17 protein-coding genes are annotated in these 15,892 nt (G+C 38.8%); 6 read left to right on the forward strand and 11 right to left on the reverse strand.

The genetic code is table 11. From position 1 onward, the window contains the following. Positions 1 to 210 precede the first annotated feature (210 nt). Positions 211 to 885, reverse strand: coding sequence for a glutamic-type intramembrane protease PrsW (gene prsW, locus NST12_RS10055; protein ID WP_327802824.1), 675 nt, complete (start codon positions 883 to 885; stop codon positions 211 to 213). A 107-nt stretch (positions 886 to 992) separates the two neighbouring features. Here prsW and NST12_RS10060 point away from each other — a divergent pair, with 107 nt between their 5' ends. Both NST12_RS10060 and NST12_RS10065 read left to right on the forward strand, forming a co-directional pair. Beyond that, positions 993 to 1,970, forward strand: a complete 978-nt coding sequence (locus NST12_RS10060; RefSeq protein ID WP_341101109.1) for an asparaginase — start codon at positions 993 to 995, stop codon at positions 1,968 to 1,970. 102 nt (positions 1,971 to 2,072) lie between these two features. Then, on the forward strand, positions 2,073 to 2,489 hold the full coding sequence (locus tag NST12_RS10065; protein WP_048623585.1) for a CBS domain-containing protein: 417 nt from the start codon (positions 2,073 to 2,075) through the stop codon (positions 2,487 to 2,489). A 216-nt stretch (positions 2,490 to 2,705) separates the two neighbouring features. Here NST12_RS10065 and NST12_RS10070 read toward each other — a convergent pair whose 3' ends face one another. From NST12_RS10070 to NST12_RS10090, 5 genes are all read right to left on the reverse strand, one after another. Next, on the reverse strand, positions 2,706 to 4,028 hold the full coding sequence (locus tag NST12_RS10070; protein ID WP_445662329.1) for an MFS transporter: 1,323 nt from the start codon (positions 4,026 to 4,028) through the stop codon (positions 2,706 to 2,708). Positions 4,029 to 4,595: 567 nt separating this feature from the next. Then, positions 4,596 to 5,570: a YpdA family putative bacillithiol disulfide reductase gene (locus tag NST12_RS10075; RefSeq protein WP_048623588.1), complete on the reverse strand. Its 975-nt coding sequence runs from the start codon at positions 5,568 to 5,570 to the stop codon at positions 4,596 to 4,598. Between the two features lie 676 nt (positions 5,571 to 6,246). Continuing rightward, positions 6,247 to 6,840 carry an adaptor protein MecA gene (locus NST12_RS10080; RefSeq protein ID WP_048623589.1) on the reverse strand — a complete coding sequence of 198 codons (594 nt, stop codon included), beginning with the start codon at positions 6,838 to 6,840 and terminating at the stop codon, positions 6,247 to 6,249. Positions 6,841 to 7,852: 1,012 nt separating this feature from the next. Then, a complete protein-coding gene (locus NST12_RS10085) occupies positions 7,853 to 8,173 on the reverse strand; it encodes a MerR family transcriptional regulator (RefSeq protein ID WP_082142306.1) in 321 nt (106 codons plus the stop codon). Positions 8,174 to 9,072: 899 nt separating this feature from the next. Next, a complete protein-coding gene (locus NST12_RS10090; RefSeq protein WP_048623595.1) occupies positions 9,073 to 9,441 on the reverse strand; it encodes a hypothetical protein in 369 nt (122 codons plus the stop codon). 163 nt (positions 9,442 to 9,604) lie between these two features. Between NST12_RS10090 and NST12_RS10095 the strand changes: the two genes are divergently transcribed. The 3 genes from NST12_RS10095 (at position 9,605) to NST12_RS10105 (ending at position 10,782) form a co-directional block, all read left to right on the forward strand. Beyond that, the gene (locus NST12_RS10095; protein ID WP_048623596.1) at positions 9,605 to 9,862 is read left to right on the forward strand and encodes a spore coat associated protein CotJA; all 258 of its coding nucleotides are present in this window, start codon (positions 9,605 to 9,607) and stop codon (positions 9,860 to 9,862) included. After that, positions 9,846 to 10,103, forward strand: a complete 258-nt coding sequence (locus NST12_RS10100; RefSeq protein ID WP_327796623.1) for a spore coat protein CotJB — start codon at positions 9,846 to 9,848, stop codon at positions 10,101 to 10,103. Before NST12_RS10095 ends, NST12_RS10100 begins: the two co-directional genes overlap by 17 nt. 109 nt (positions 10,104 to 10,212) lie before the next feature. Beyond that, positions 10,213 to 10,782: a manganese catalase family protein gene (locus NST12_RS10105; RefSeq protein ID WP_048623597.1), complete on the forward strand. Its 570-nt coding sequence runs from the start codon at positions 10,213 to 10,215 to the stop codon at positions 10,780 to 10,782. 24 nt (positions 10,783 to 10,806) lie between these two features. Here the strand turns inward: NST12_RS10105 and NST12_RS10110 are convergent, their stop codons facing one another. From NST12_RS10110 to NST12_RS10130, 5 genes are all read right to left on the reverse strand, one after another. Then, positions 10,807 to 11,262 (reverse strand): DUF2663 family protein, encoded by a 456-nt coding sequence (locus tag NST12_RS10110; RefSeq protein WP_327796624.1) that lies wholly within the window; start codon positions 11,260 to 11,262, stop codon positions 10,807 to 10,809. A gap of 125 nt (positions 11,263 to 11,387) precedes the next feature. After that, a complete protein-coding gene (locus tag NST12_RS10115; protein WP_327796625.1) occupies positions 11,388 to 11,891 on the reverse strand; it encodes a LysM peptidoglycan-binding domain-containing protein in 504 nt (167 codons plus the stop codon). 3 nt (positions 11,892 to 11,894) lie between these two features. Beyond that, positions 11,895 to 12,488 carry a CPBP family intramembrane glutamic endopeptidase gene (locus NST12_RS10120; RefSeq protein ID WP_327796626.1) on the reverse strand — a complete coding sequence of 198 codons (594 nt, stop codon included), beginning with the start codon at positions 12,486 to 12,488 and terminating at the stop codon, positions 11,895 to 11,897. After that, positions 12,475 to 13,956 carry a RecQ family ATP-dependent DNA helicase gene (locus tag NST12_RS10125; RefSeq protein WP_327796627.1) on the reverse strand — a complete coding sequence of 494 codons (1,482 nt, stop codon included), beginning with the start codon at positions 13,954 to 13,956 and terminating at the stop codon, positions 12,475 to 12,477. The genes NST12_RS10120 and NST12_RS10125 overlap by 14 nt, the downstream gene beginning before the upstream one ends. Then, on the reverse strand, positions 13,946 to 15,013 hold the full coding sequence (locus NST12_RS10130; protein WP_048623601.1) for a helix-turn-helix domain-containing protein: 1,068 nt from the start codon (positions 15,011 to 15,013) through the stop codon (positions 13,946 to 13,948). The genes NST12_RS10125 and NST12_RS10130 overlap by 11 nt, the downstream gene beginning before the upstream one ends. 259 nt (positions 15,014 to 15,272) lie before the next feature. Between NST12_RS10130 and NST12_RS10135 the strand changes: the two genes are divergently transcribed. Then, positions 15,273 to 15,521, forward strand: a complete 249-nt coding sequence (locus NST12_RS10135) for a ferredoxin (RefSeq protein ID WP_048623602.1) — start codon at positions 15,273 to 15,275, stop codon at positions 15,519 to 15,521. The last annotated feature ends 371 nt before the right edge of the window (positions 15,522 to 15,892 follow it).

Raw genomic sequence — 15,892 nt, forward strand, 5'->3', positions numbered from 1 at the left:
ACAACAAAAACTAGAAAGAGTTTCAAATCTTTCCATATTGAGATGACAAGGAAATCTTTCCGACTATCCTGAACTCATTTTTCACTTGAATCGTTTTTCAGATCCTTTTCCGGAAAAAAGCAGCCTCTAAAAAGACAAAAAAAAGAACGATACACCGCGTATCGCCTTTTTATGCCATTCATCTTATTTCTCACTCAAAACAAGAGGAGTCTATTTTGACAACAGACCTTTTTTATAATGTTCTGTCACAATGCGAGCATCTTTAACTTTTTTGAGACCGAGCCACCATAAAAACAGCATGAACGGTATGATGACATACATCCATGTCTCCTTTAAAAATAATATATAATCGTAAAGCCCATGAAGTACGAAAGGCAAAAACAAAGAAAGAAACAAACCTGTTCGTTTTTTCCCGGGGCTGGAAAATTTCGATTTTCCCAAATAATAGCCCATTATGACTCCAAAAAGAGCATGGCTGGAAACCGGAAGCAAAGCTCTCGAAAAAGCAAACTCAACTCCATTTGCGATCAAATATAAAATATTTTCTACAGTGGCAAACCCTAATGACACACTAGTTGCATACACAATGCCATCATATGGCTCATCAAACTCTGCATGTCCGTATATGGCATAAAATAAAACAAGCCACTTAAACAATTCTTCAATCATTCCCGATGAGAAAAAAGCTTGCAAAAAGTCAGAATGAACGATTCCTTCCGCGGAAAACACATATTGAATAAACATGACGGGCAAGGTTAAAAAGCCGCCGTAAATAAACATTTTCAAGACCATCAGTAAAGGTTCTGTTTCAAATTGGTCTTTTAAATAAAAATAACAGAGGAGCGCTAGACCGGGAGCAATTCCGGCGGATAAAACAGTAAGCATACATGGTCCTCATTTCTATCTGTTTAGTTTCATGTTAAATTTATCATGTAAAGAAAAGAAATGAAATGATTTTCTATTTAAAAAATTGCAGGTAGGAGGTTTTTCGGTTGAAAAAAACGATATTAGTCATTCATACCGGAGGAACCATTTCCATGCAAGAAGATAAGAAGACAGGAAATGTTCTTCCTCGGCAAAAAAATCCCTTGACAGAAGCTGAAAAAATATTGAACCAATATGCCAATATCATCACCGAAGAACCATTTCAACTTCCATCTCCTCATATTACGACAAAAGAAATGTATGAACTGAAACGCTTGATTGAAGAGAAGCTGAAAGAACATTCGATGATTGAAGGGGTTGTGATCACCCACGGAACAGATACGCTGGAAGAAACGGCCTATTTTCTGGACCTTACCGTCCAAACTTCTATTCCCATTGTGTTCACCGGAGCCATGCGGTCAAGCAATGAAATCGGGGCAGACGGACTATACAATCTGATTTCTTCCATTAAAGTGGCGTCATGCGAGGAGGCAAAAGACAAAGGAGTATTGGTCGTCCTAAATGATGAGATTCATGCCGCCAAAAACGTTACCAAAACTCATGCAAGCAATGTTTCAACTTTTCAAAGTCCTCAATACGGTCCGATCGGCATCGTCACGAAAAGAGCGGTTCTTTTTCATCATACGCCCGTTTCCAGGGAACATTATCCGATTTTGGACATTTCTCCGAAAATCGGATTACTTAAAATTCATTCCGGCATGGATTCGAGTTTGTTTTATGCGTTAAAAGACTTAAATTATGATGGCGTGGTCATTGAAGCGCTCGGACAAGGCAATGTACCTCCTGCTACCGTTCCCGGAATTAAAAGCCTTGTGGAAGCGGGAATTCCGGTCGTTCTTGTTTCTAGATGCTTCAACGGAATTGCTGAGGATGTGTATGCCTATGAAGGTGGAGGGAAACAATTAAAAGATTTGGGCGTTATTTTCTCGAATGGTCTGAACGGCCAAAAAGCCCGGATCAAATTGCTTATCACTTTGTCCATTACGAAAGATGTTCAAAAAATTGAAGAAATGTTTCAATTGTAATCAACGGAGTCAGAGTCAGGCCGCAAGGAAAGAATTCTTTGAATAGGTTTGAATACGCAGCAAATACTATGTATGCACTACACCATTAAAGGAGGAAATGTCATGAAAGTGCGTGATATCATGTCATCCAATATTGAAAGCTGCTCTAGTCAAGATTCCTTGCAAACAGTGGCCTCTAAAATGAAACAATTGAATATCGGTGCCCTTCCAGTCGTAGAAAACGGCCAAGTAACTGGAATGATTACGGACCGCGATGTAACTATCCGTGCGGTAGCTGATGACAATGCCAACAAAAATGTAGAGCAAGTCATGACTCATAATGTCGTTTCAGTCAGTCCTGACGCTTCTGTTGAAGAAGCGGCTCAATTAATGGCACAACACCAAATCCGCCGTCTTCCAGTCGTAGAAAACGGTCAAATTGTCGGCATGGTTGCTCTTGGCGACCTATCCGTCAGCGAAAAATCGAATGAAAAAGCTGGAGAGGCACTCACTCAAATTTCTCAGCAAAATTTACAATAACGCCCATAATATTGTCATAGGGGTTCCCATATAGGGAGCCCCTGTTTGTTATGGCGTTTTCCATTTTGAACAAAGCGGTTGAGTCGCTTATCTATTATTCATATTTTATTTTAAGCGTAAAAGCCATGGATCATGAAGAGATTCTGCCGACGAATCATTTCCGAAATATATCTCAACATCTCGATTCATTCACAGACAGATCTAAATATCCATTCCTCAACCTTCGATCTTAGATATCTTCGAACGAGCATCAAACTGCAGTTCTTTATCTATCTCTTGATTCGATCTGTCTTTCACTGTCCATATAGCAATCGAACTGATCAATGCAGCCAAAATGATATAAAGAGCAACTGGTACATATGATTGATGAAATTCAGCTAATAAAGCGGTTGCCACTAATGGTGCTGTCCCCCCTGCAATTGCCGCTCCTAGTTGATAGCCTAACGAAATGCCTGTATATCTTATTTTTGCTGTAAAGATCTCTGAAAACAACGTGCCTTGGACAGCATTAATCGATCCCCAAATCACACCGAGACCGATGACCGTTGCGATAATTAATAGCGCTACAGATTTTTGTTGAAGCAACCAAAAATATGGAAACGCATACAAAATAGTCAAAACAATTCCACTAACGTAAATCGGTTTACGTCCAATGCGATCAGACAACATTCCAATGAAAGGAGCTAAAATAGTGGCAGTGACTGAACCAATAAGAACAGCGGTTAAAGCAGACGTTTTACTAAAATGTAAATTGGCAGTGGCATAAGAAACAACAAACGTACCAAATATATAAAATGGTGCCGTTTCCACTACTTTAGTACCCATTGCAATGAATACTTCTTTCCAATGATAGCGAAGAGTATCCACTAATGGGATTTTGGAAACTTCTCCTTTTTCTTGGGCTTTCTTAAAGGATGGGGTCTCTTCAATTCCTTTTCTAATCCATAACCCTAAAATAACTAATATCGCACTTAATAAGAAAGGAACGCGCCATCCCCATGACATAAAATCTTTTTCCGGCAGCAGCGTCATTACTGAAAGGGCTAGCGTGCCTAATATCAACCCTACTGAAATACCCATTTGTGGAACACTGCCAAACAATCCTCTTTTATCTTTTGGAGCATATTCCACGGCTAATAAAACGGATCCTCCCCACTCTCCGCCAAGCGCTAAACCTTGTATAAATCGTAAGCAAGTTAAAAAGATAGGAGCCCATATTCCAATCACTTGATAGGTGGGCAGTATCCCCATGCCAAATGTTGAAATCCCCATCAAGCTAAGCGTTAAGACCAACGTTTTCTTTCTCCCGAGTTTATCTCCTATATGGCTAAAGATAATCCCGCCAACAGGTCTTAGAAAAAACGCTAAAGCAAATGAAGTATAGGCGAATAATAAACCGATCGTGGGGCTTTTGCTGACAAAAAAGAGCTGATTAAAAACTAGCGATGCCACGGTTCCGTATAAAAAATAATCAAACCATTCAATGGCACTGCCAACTATGCTTGCAATTAAAACTCTCCACATACTTTTCTCCATCATTCTCTCCCTTTCCTTTGTTCATATCAAATAAGAATATTCTTATTTTTTTGCTGATAATAACGTTATAACTTCTTGCTTTTTTATGTCCTCCCCCCTTGTTTACTTTGACTCATCATTACAGGTTAACTGGTCATCTGATGACCTGGTTATAAAAATGTTTTTTTTTATACTATCATACTCATTTTGTTGTTTAAAGATGTTTTTTGCAATTTTTTTAAAATTAGAAATAATGTGGGTCGCACAATTCATCCAGCATGGATCAACAAGAAAAGAACCTTTTTAAACAATACAATCTGGCGAGGGCATTTTCACATCTTACGATTTAGGAGAATGATTTTGCAAACACTTTAAGATTTCATCGCCATTCGGTTTTGCAGTAATCCCTATTTTATAGGGTACTGTGTCCCGAATCATCAATGAAAGTCGAATGTCCAACGGAAATAGTCAAGTACATTCCTATGTAGAATGACCATGTCTTTTCATTTCAGGAAACAGCAAAAGGACAAATGAAACCAATGATACCATTTGTCCTTTTCATTCTATGAAACTAGCAGATGGTCGCATTGTTTAGCTTGCTTGTTCTTTTTCTGCAATCGCCGCCGCTATGAGTTCGCCATGAAAACGGCCATTTTCTATAAAAATTTCATTGGCATTGTTCCCGGCAGCAATCACGCCTGCGATAAAGATCCCTTCAACATTCGTTTCCATCGTATCGGGATTATAGTTTGGCCTTCCTGTTTCCGGTATAATCTCCACTCCCATTTTGCTGATGAATTCATGGTCAGGATGATACCCGGTCATGGCGAATACAAAATCATTTGCGATTTCTTTATCAATACTTCCAACCGTATATAGAACTGAGTTTTGCTTGATCTCTTTCACATGGGCGTTGAATTCCATCACAATTTCTCCATGACGTATCAAGGAATCAAATTCTGGCAAAATCCACGGTTTTATACTTTCCGAATATTGTTTTCCTCTGTATAAAACCGTCACTCTCGCTCCTGATTTATGCAGCTCCAATGCAGCATCAACAGCCGAATTTTTGCCGCCGATCACGACGACATCAGTGTCAAAAAACGGATGAGCTTCTTTGAAATAATGATAGACTTTGTCCAATTCTTCTCCTGGTATATTCATATAATTGGGATGGTCGTAATAGCCAGTTGCGACAACTACATATGGAGTTTCATACACTTCTTTTGTCGTTTTGACGAAAAAGGTACCGTTCGATTGTTTCGTTACGTCTTTTACTTCTTCGAAACGATGGATGCGAAGCTGTTTTCTTTTCACCACTTCACGATAATACGTTAAGGCATCGTTTCTTTTTGGTTTCCGTTCCACCGTTATAAAAGGAACATCGCCAATTGCCAGTTTATCGCTTGAACTGAAAAAAGTTTGATGAGTGGGAAAACGATAAATCGTATCCACAATATTTCCTTTTTCAATAATGAGTGGGTTTTTTCCTGTTTCTTTTAACGAGATGGCTGCCGCCAAACCGCATGGCCCTCCTCCAATAATGATGCATTCTTCCTTCAACATTCCGTTCCACCCTTTCTCCTACCGTACAACAAAGAAGCGGTACTGCTGATAAAAGTCCATTCAGACGTTTCTTTCGTTCGGATCCTTTAAAACATTTCATATATTCCAAACAATCGAAAAGTATTTGTCTATTTTCGCTCCCGTCATATACAAAATCCCGGTAAATCCAATGTTTTACCCGCATTTCAATCAATATTGTGATGACGAATGAAAAACATTAAATCATTGGCAATTTGTCACTGCGGCTTACCTTCGTGCAAGAAAACAGTTCCTTAAGGATTGCACGTCGCACGGTCGTTCCGTTCACCACTTTATTTTACTGGAAATTTATGTATTGCTTTTTTTCGTTTCATTCGTTTCAAAAGCAGCAAAAATGCAAAATGGCTCTTTTAATCCATTTTGTCCTATCCATCTTCCCATTCTCACGCTACAATTCACGTCATAGTATACACTAGAATCCTTGAAATGCAATCAAAAATCTGGGATTTCGGATCAAAAAGCGGCCATTGGAATTTCATCTTCCCGTTCGCAGGGAATATGTACCTCATTTCCATCATATGTTTTGAATAGATCCCGGTCATTTTACAAAACATGAATCATCGCCACATGGAAAAAGCCGAATAAAACAGAAAATAAAAACAGGCTTATAAAAAGAGCCTTTTGGTAAGACTCTTTTTTATCCCGGAAATAATTTATAGACGTTTTCAATCCCTTTATTGGAAAAAATTATTTTTCCGTATTCCTCCAAATAATGAATCGTGAGACGAGATCTCTCTGCATATTCCAAAATAACAGGCTCCAGATTTTTTTTCATCCCTTCTTGAGAATAGTCGACCGCCACATAATAAAAGGGATCTTTCCAAAAAATCCTCGAAGGAATCACCATTCTCATTTTTGCTATACGCTGAGCAAGCTGGATAATCTCTTCAAAATCCGTACATTTATAAATGGAAAAAGGCGTGAACTCTCGTTTCCATCCAGCATGCAACTCTTCAATGGCATCATTTGTATGATCGTCATTATCCAAAAAGTCAAGTGTAAATATGAGTGTTACTTCTTCCTCCGTTAAAGTATGGATCTCAATAGCCACCGGACCATCATACGCAAAATGGTAACGCTTTTCAATTTCTTCAATCAATTCTTCAAACAGTTCATGCCAAAAAAAAGCATCCTCTTCCACCATCTGCTTCTTAGCGAATCCTTTTTCATGCAATTCTTCAAAGGATATCGATAGTTTAACCGTATTTTTTGACAATCGCTCTATATTCATCACATGGCTGCCCCCTGAGTGTGAACTCTTATGAGTATATTATGTTAGGCAGCAAAGATGGTGTCAGAAAGGCTTTATCACTTCGCTTTAAGAAACACTTTTTTCCTTTGGAGTTCATCAATAAATATGTATCTGCCTGATATCCCAACCTCAAAGAAATCATGTCCAAGCCGTTGCCGATCAAAATGATCGAATTTTTACCTCCACATTTTCCTTTTCAGTACTATCCTAAACCCAATCACCCAATTTATTTCCCGTGGGTATACCCACTTAACATCAAGGATACTTTATCCTCTGTCTCCGTATTCATTTAAATATCAGATGATCTATAAAAATTTTCACATCCGTCTGCCGGCACGACTTTGAACGCTCCCCTTTTATTACTTGACAATATTCAATATAAAGCGAAGTTGTGAAAATTTGCAGGAGAGTGGTGTACTGTTTAAAAAGGACGATTCGCAAGAGTGCTGAGCCGTGGTTCCAGTCTATTTTGTATGGAAAAGTAATGATAAAAAGGTAAACAAAAAATGTTTTCATCATTTATTGTATCTATATTCTCTTAATCGAATGGGGATCAATTTTTAGCAGGATTCATGAACGTGTTTGAATGGACAAAACCTTTTGTCAAAATCATTCTGGACTGTCTCCTATTCTTTGCGAGGCGTGACAGTTTTATAAGGCTAAGCCATTCCTCCATATAGTCGGCTTATTTTCCGCCTTTTTGTCACGCCTGCATTTTTAATTTGCAATCATTCGCAATATTCTTGTTTTTTCACCCAAAAATTCCCACAATGATAGCATAACAAGCACAAAAGACGAACATAACACCTGATCTGATCACCTTATTGTATTTTTGAAGGCAGTTTACTTTTGAAACGGCAAGCGAACCTATGATGCTCTACAAAAGAGGAATGGGCGATGACAAATAATACATTGTTAGAGAAATGAATATTAGATTAAACTTGACTGTTGAGATGTAATGCCATTACGAACATGGCACTTTTTCATCGAGTTACGGCATTCTCAGAACACCGAATCTTGCATTTAATTGTCCGCGAATCATTTTTTCTCGGACGGCTTCTTTTTCTTTTTTTAATATCTTTTTTCGAATTTCAAATGTCTGAACTCCTTCTTCGATCATCTCAGCGATCTCCATCAGGCGTTCCACATCGCTGAATGAATATTTTCTTGTTCCTTTCTTTGTACGATAAGGAAATATCAATTTCCGTTCCTCATAATAACGAATTTGCCGTTCCGACAATCCTGTGATCTCACTAACAGTACCAATGGAAATCACTTTTTTATCTTTGTAGGATTCACTTTTTATAGTCACGGTTATCCCCTCCTTTAAGCTCGTTACACTTATTTTTATTATATGTTAATATTCATAATATTTCCATAATAATGTTATTTTATATCACATATTTTTCTGAACAAAGAGTATGAGTGAGATTTATTTACAGAAATTCAATTTATATCATGCACATTTCTTATAAACAAGAAGGCTTAAAGGTCTTTATAAAGAGTGCAAATGGTGGTGATGCGAAGCATTCAAATGAATATTTCACCATTTTTCATTCATCAATCAATCCCATTTCTGATCGGGAAATTTATTGTAAGATTTTCTCACATTATTTTTCAGAAAGTATGATTTTCTTTCTTCTAGTTGTACTCGGCATCGAACTTGTGAAGATCGATTGGTTGGCTACTGCTTCCATTCTCCGTTTAAAGCATTTTCTTTTGTTGGTTATTGCCAAGATGTCCAGTTGCTGTTCAGTGTATGGATTGCCCATCTTTGTACTTAAAAATGTAAAAACTCTTCCCTGATAAGGGGAAGAGCAGCAATAAACCTCTTTTTATAACGATACATTCTTCTGACTAGGTGCGACGTCTTCGATAGAGACAAATTCCTCGGAACAGGACGAATTTATCAGCACTTTTGTCAGTTTTTCTGACATATTTTTCTCGCAAAGACCTAAATGCCAGGTCCCCATATAGTAAGGACGTCAAAATAATGATAATGAACCTTTGTACAACTTTGCCTTGAAACATGATTCTTTGTGGGGTTACTCCCCGCTGTTATTTCATATCGGATCCAGCCAGCGATTGGAACAAAAAGTAATAAGGAATTTAACATTTAAAGAAATGAAAGAGTATTTTATTTCACTTCATTCATTCCTCATACCTAACGGCAATCAATTGAGAGCTGCTGATCACTATCGGAACCATCCATCATTGCATCTCTCTCAATTTTTGAAAATCTATGGAAATGATTCCATACAGAATAGAGAAAAAGCAAAGAATGGCTGTTTCCCAAAAAAAGAACCAAGCCATCACGACAAAAGAAGCAAAATGCAGAAAGAAAAAACATCCCCAAATATTGATGTTCTTCATAAACAACCGATACAGCCCTTTCACTTCCCATTCAAGCAGATTTCCATTCAATACAAAAGCCGCCATAAACGCTACTGCTGCGAGAAAAAACTTCATCGGCTTTAATATAAATGTTAATAACAAAAGAGACCATGAAAAGGCTTCCGGACTTGGCAAGCAAAAAATATACATCCAACTAAACAGTTCCGCAAACAAAAAGCGATACACTCCAGGGCATGGAACCACCTCCTCCTATATTCATCGTATGAGGAAGTCGCAAAAAAACTGCCTGCATCATCCGGCTATAATCCCACGACATTAGAATTTATTAGCATGAGGGACAAAACAGCTCCATACAATAGATTGAGATCTATGCGAGGAGGGTGATCGTGTGACACATTTTAAAGGCTTCACTCCATTTAAAAGCTATACACCGTATGTTAGTCCCTTTGATCCATGCCCGCCTAAGACGATCAAAACGTATTCCACTCCGCCGAATTTATATATAGGATTCCAGCCACCGAATACTCCGCAATTTTCACCAATAGAAGCTTTAAAAAAAGGGACATTGTTTAAAATTTTCTATGATCCATATTACGGTCCATACGAACAACCAAAGGGGGTTAGAGAAAATGAAGAAGCCACCTAATTATTACAAAGATTTAGAGGATCTGCAGGCCATTGACTTCGCCATTTTAGAACTAGCCCTCTATTTGGACACCCATCCTGATGATTACGATGCCGTTCTGCAATATAACTGGCTGATCAAACAACGGAAACAGATGAAAAAAGCTTTTGAACTTCAACACGGATCCTTAACCAGCTTCGGGTACAGTTATTCCCGTTATCCGTGGGATTGGAAAGAAGCTCCATGGCCTTGGCAAGTTTAAACCAATCTCGCCGCTTTTTCTGTGTCCTGATGCTCGAACTACTTCTTGATTTTTATGCAGGGTTTTATAATCATGCCTGAAAACAACAAGAAAGGAGTGTTGTCATTCTATGTGGGTGTACGAAAAAAAGCTTCAGTACCCAGTAAAGGTCAGCAGCTGCAACCCGATGCTGGCGAAATTTCTCATCGAACAATACGGGGGTGCAGATGGCGAATTAGCCGCAGCACTCCGATACTTAAATCAACGCTACACCATTCCCGATAAAGTCATTGGACTATTAACCGATATTGGAACGGAAGAATTGGCTCATCTTGAAATGATTGCCGCCATGGTGTACAAATTAACCAAAGACGCTACACCGGAACAAATGAAAGAAGCGGGGTTAGGGGATCATTATGTGAATCACAGCGAAGCGTTATTTTATCAAAGCGCGTCCGGAAATCCTTGGAAAGCGGAATATATTCAGGCCAAAGGAGATCCGATCGCCGATTTGTATGAAGATATCGCAGCTGAAGAAAAAGCTCGAGCCACTTATCAATGGATTATTAATTTAAGCGATGACCCGGATTTAAACGATGGCCTTCGTTTTTTACGAGAACGCGAAATTGTGCATTCCCAGCGTTTTCGTGAAGCAGTAGAATTGATTAAAGAAGAAAGGGGCAAAAAACAGTTTTTCTAAAAGCGGGAAGGAGCGGCTTTCCCGCTATTTGCTTTCGTGATATAAATTAATACCGAATTTTCTTTCCATCATTTCGAATATTTTATGCCGATTTTCCCAAGCGTCATTTTTCCAAAGATCTTTGCTTTTATCAATGATTTCACAGCGAAGCGCATGAAACTCTTCCTCCGCTTTGTCTTTTTGATCGCGAAAAATTTTTACAGCTCCTAAAAGTGCTGCGCCCGCCAATAACAGCAGCATCATCATTCGACTGTCAAAAAAGGACGAAATAATTTGAAAAGCGGAATCTGAATACGGAATCAACAGCTTTTTATAAAACAAATAAATAAAAAGAAAGGTATAAAGGAAAAAGAGTGATAAAAAAAACATCTGCTTTTTGTGAAGTTTATCCAGCTTCCTTTTTCTTTCAATTAAATTTTGAAGCATTTGCTTCGTAGCCTCATCTGTTCCGTCATCCAACATCAAAAGAACTGAATCCATCCTTTCCCTCCTCCACACTCATTCTATGTACAAGCACTCATCGATATGATCAAATTTTGAAAGGAAAGGATGTTGACCCGCTCCAGCTCTTTACCAAAAAAAGACGAGAAAGGCTAAACAAAAAATTATTTTTCCAATGGGATTTTGAGTACCTGTCCCTCGTTAATATGATTGTCCTCTAAATGGTTGGCCGATTTAATCTTGTCGATTCCATCCTTTGTACCGTAATAATGAATGGAAATATCAGTAAGCGTCTCATTCGGCCGGACAATATGAGTCACCGTTTTTCTTTGTTTGTTTTTTAAAGTTTCCTTTTTTGATTGGTTGGATGTTGAACTGGCCGATTGATCGTGTCCGCTTGCGCTTTCTTCGGTAATAACCGATACGGAAGACAAAGGACGTTCTTTTTCCTTTATCGTGTTGTAACTAAATAAAATCGCCACCGGGAGAAAAATAAATAGAATGAGAAGTGTACGAAGCATAGAAAAGATTTTTTTTTCTTGCTTTTTCTGCTTTCGATATTCTGTTCTGCTTAATGTTTTAGGCTCTTCTTCTATTTCGGTCCATTCTTGCAATTTCAGCTCTTTTCGATGCTTTTCTGCCAATTCTCGATAAGGGTCTCTCTTCATGTATCATCCCTCTTCGTTTTTTTCCCTTTTATCTTTAAAATGAATGATGATTCCTAATGCGCAATCGATGACAAAATGCATGACGACCGTTACTGCCAAGTTTTCAGTCCATTCGTAAAAAAAGCCAATCCAAAAACTGAAGACGAAAACATTGACTGTAAGAAACCAATTGCTTAAATAACGAATATGGACTAAAGCAAAAAGAATGCTTGCCGCTGCGAATCCAAAGTGAGTTTGAAGAACTCCCCGAAAAAACATTTCCTCGCTGAAAGCAATAAGAGCCGTTATCCATACGATGGAGATCATGTTTAGCTTCGAAAATATTTTCTCATTGATCCCGCCATCATCAAAATATTGGTGGGGAAGCCATTTCATGAAGCAAAAATCAATCAAGACAACGGTCAAACCTCCGACTATTCCCCAGACAAGCCGCCGATCGCTCCAATCAAACAATTGAAAATAAGAGGAGAAGGAATCAAATAATAGCCAGATGCCGATTCCGGTAAAAGCAAGCAATAGACATTGTGTCCAATAAAGAGATTTCATGATATCTTGGTGCGTTAACTCCTCTATCAATAGTAACTTATTCTTTTTCATCGATTTTTCCTTCCATCAAAAGCAATTTTTGCAGAATGGCCTCCCAATCATTCATCTCTTCTTGCCTGGACTGGCCGGCTGTCGATTCATAATAATCGAGAATATTCAGCCCACAGCAGTCGCAACACCTTTCCGGCTTCGATCCAATCTTTTCATGAAAATATAAAAGAACTCCTTCTCTACGGCAAGAAGTGCTATGGATCCACTGGACCATTTGACTCAATTTCCTGCGCTTCTTACGGATCTGCTCATTTTTGTCTCTTTGGATATACTCCCATTTTTTTTCGAATGAAAAATCTTTGTATAGTTCCTCATAGTGAAGAAGATAACGATACTGGACATCCGTCAGTTGCAGAACAGCCGCCGCTTCCTTTTTTAAGTTCGGCTCATATGCAAGGAATGCTTCAATTTGTTTGTCCGTAGGCAATTCCGTTTCCATTAAACGCTCGTGTATGCGTTCATCTCCGTCGGCGTACAACAAGATCGCCAAACTTCTTTTACCATCACGACCAGCGCGGCCAATTTCCTGCAAGTACGATTCCATTTGACCCGGTGGATGGAAATGGACGACGAATCGAATATCGTTTTTATTGATCCCCATCCCAAACGCGCTCGTTGCACAGATAATCTCCAACTCGTTAAATAAAAATTGCTGCTGTATTAAGATTCTTTCGTCCTGTTCCATTCCGCCATGATAAACGCCTACTTTTTTTATCCCTTCTTGTTCGAGCCAATAAGCCGTTTCTTCGGCGGCCTTCTTGCTGGAAAAATAAATAATGCCTGGTTTTTGTACGTTTTTGACAATCTCCAAAAGACTGTCCAGCTTTTCTTTATAACTTTCGCAATGTTGAACACTCATCGCAATATTGGCTCGGTCAACCGAAAAGATCCATTGATTCGCATCTTGAAGATGTAAATACTTCGTGATGTCCGTTCTCACTTCTTCTGTTGCGGTCGCCGTCAGCGCAAGCGTCAATGGCCGGTTCAATAATTCACGTGCTTCGCCGATTTTTAAATAATCAGGGCGAAAATCGTGCCCCCATTGGGAAATGCAGTGGGCTTCGTCCACTACAAACAATGAAAGGCGGATTTTGGATAATTCATGCAACACCCGTTGATTAGAAAGCATCTCAGGAGACATAAAAACAAAACGAAATTGCCCTAAACGGGAAAGTGCACGTTTTTTTTCTTCAAAGGAGAGGAAAGAGTTCAAAGCAATCACCCTTTTTTCCCCTCGCATCTTCATTTGTTCCATTTGATCTTGCATTAAAGAAAGAAGAGGTGAAATGATAATACACGTACCGTCTAATATGTAGGCCGGCAGTTGGTAGCAAAGTGATTTCCCTGTCCCGGTTGGAAGCATGGCGAGTGTATCTTTTCCTTCAAGCAGTGAAGTAATGACTTCTTTCTGTCCGGTTCGAAATGACGAATACCCAAATTGTTTTCGTAATAACAGTTCAAGTTCCATGTTGATTCACTATCCTTCCATACTTCGCTAGAACAAGACGAATTTGAAAGTAAGATAAATGAGGAAGAATTTCTTTAATATCCTTTAATTTTTTACTGGTGAGTGTCTTTGCTACTTTTTCAAAGGCCTCCAACTCTTCTCTTTCAATAAATGGATCTATGGAAAAATCGGGAACATTTAAGGCAATCTCAACGAGGTGATCTTCGATTGTATTCCGCTTCAGTCCGCGCACATGTGCGATCCGTTCAACAGATAGCCCCCTCTGAAATAGTTCGTATGTTTTTTTTGCTGATTTTGTCAATACAACCGGCTGTTTTAAATCTAGCAGCATTTCATGTAAAATGGGAAATTTTTTCGGATGATGAAGCGCAGAGTGTATCATAAAATGAATCCAATGAGAAAATCGCAGCCAATATTCCGGTTCTTCTATTCCCAATTGTTTTGCTGTTTGCGCCGCCGTTTTTCCAATTCGTTCGTATCCTGACAAGCGAAAAACGAACAGACGCGGATCTTCTACTTTTTCACTTTGCAATAATTCATATAGTTCGCGATATAGTTGTACACCTGTATCCGTCCGATTTACCTTCCGGCTCAAAAGCCATTTTTTCACCCACATTTGAACTTGGTCATTCCTCTCTGCCGGATAAAAGACAGATTCTTCATGAATTAAATAGGAAACGGTTTGAACGAGCAAGTTTAATCGTTTCCAAAAGACCGACGCCATCGAATGTAAAGGCCAGCCATCCAAATACGGAAGGGCTGAGTTTTTGGTCCAAAATTCTTCTAATTCACTTTTTCCTTTTGGAAGCAAAAGGGCTCTTTCGCCATTTTCCATATAGCACCATTGTTGATCACACATTCGCTTAATCTCTTTTTCGAAATCGTTTCTATTCAAATACGGAACGGCGGAAAACCACTTTGTTAATTGATAAAAATGCACATCTTGAATGGATTGCAATGATTTTTTTCCTTTTAGAATGTGAAAAATAGAATAGACCGTTCGCTCCCCATGGATTTTTTCAAAGCAATGCAGCAAAACCGCTTGAAACAAGTTCAAAGATTTTTTCCTCCAGCTCTTTGTTGATTTAGTCCATATGGCCTTACAAGAAAATGTTATGATTCCACTATCAATAGCAGCCGCCTTCTATTTTAACATGAAATTCGACATCCATTGTTCCATCACCTCCATCGTAAGCGTTTCAATTGAATTGTTGGCTCTTTTCTATTGAAAAGTTTTGTTAACAGCTTTACAATGAAGATGGAGAAGTTAAATCCGACTAAATTTCTCAAGATAGCTTTGTTAGGAGGAACAATCTATGGCAAAATATACAATTGTAGATAAAGATACATGCATCGCATGTGGTGCTTGCGGGGCCGCTGCTCCTGACATCTATGATTATGATGACGAAGGACTTGCATTTGTAGTATTGGATGATAACCAAGGAACAGCGGAAGTACCTGAGGTACTGCTTGATGATATGCAAGATGCATTCGAAGGATGCCCTACCGATTCCATCAAAGTAGCAGACGAACCTTTCGATGGAGACCCGCTGAAATTTGAATAAAAATCCAGTGCCTGCTTCAATCGTTTTTCGCTTAGATGAATCGCAAGACTAATCAGACAATTGCGTCAAAACGAAAAGACATTCCGACTGAAAATAAAAAACCTTTCAGTTAAAAGGATGCTTCATCCTTTTAGCTGGAAGGTTTTTTTGCTGAAGATTGAATACCAAAAACCGGTATGAGACATAAAGCTTAAAAGATCCATGTTCCGACTCGTTTTCAAATTCGAAAATATGTAAAAAACGATGGACGACAATCAAACTTTCAAAAGGAATCCCCGTTTTCTCACATGCAGGAAAGCAGCTTCACATGATCCAACGGACATTCCTAAACAGTATAGCCCCCTTTCTGATAATGATGGGTTTCCCTAATG

This window comes from Bacillus sp. FSL W8-1127, assembly GCF_038006725.1.
GTDB lineage: Bacteria > Bacillota > Bacilli > Bacillales > DSM-4216 > Bacillus_O > Bacillus_O smithii.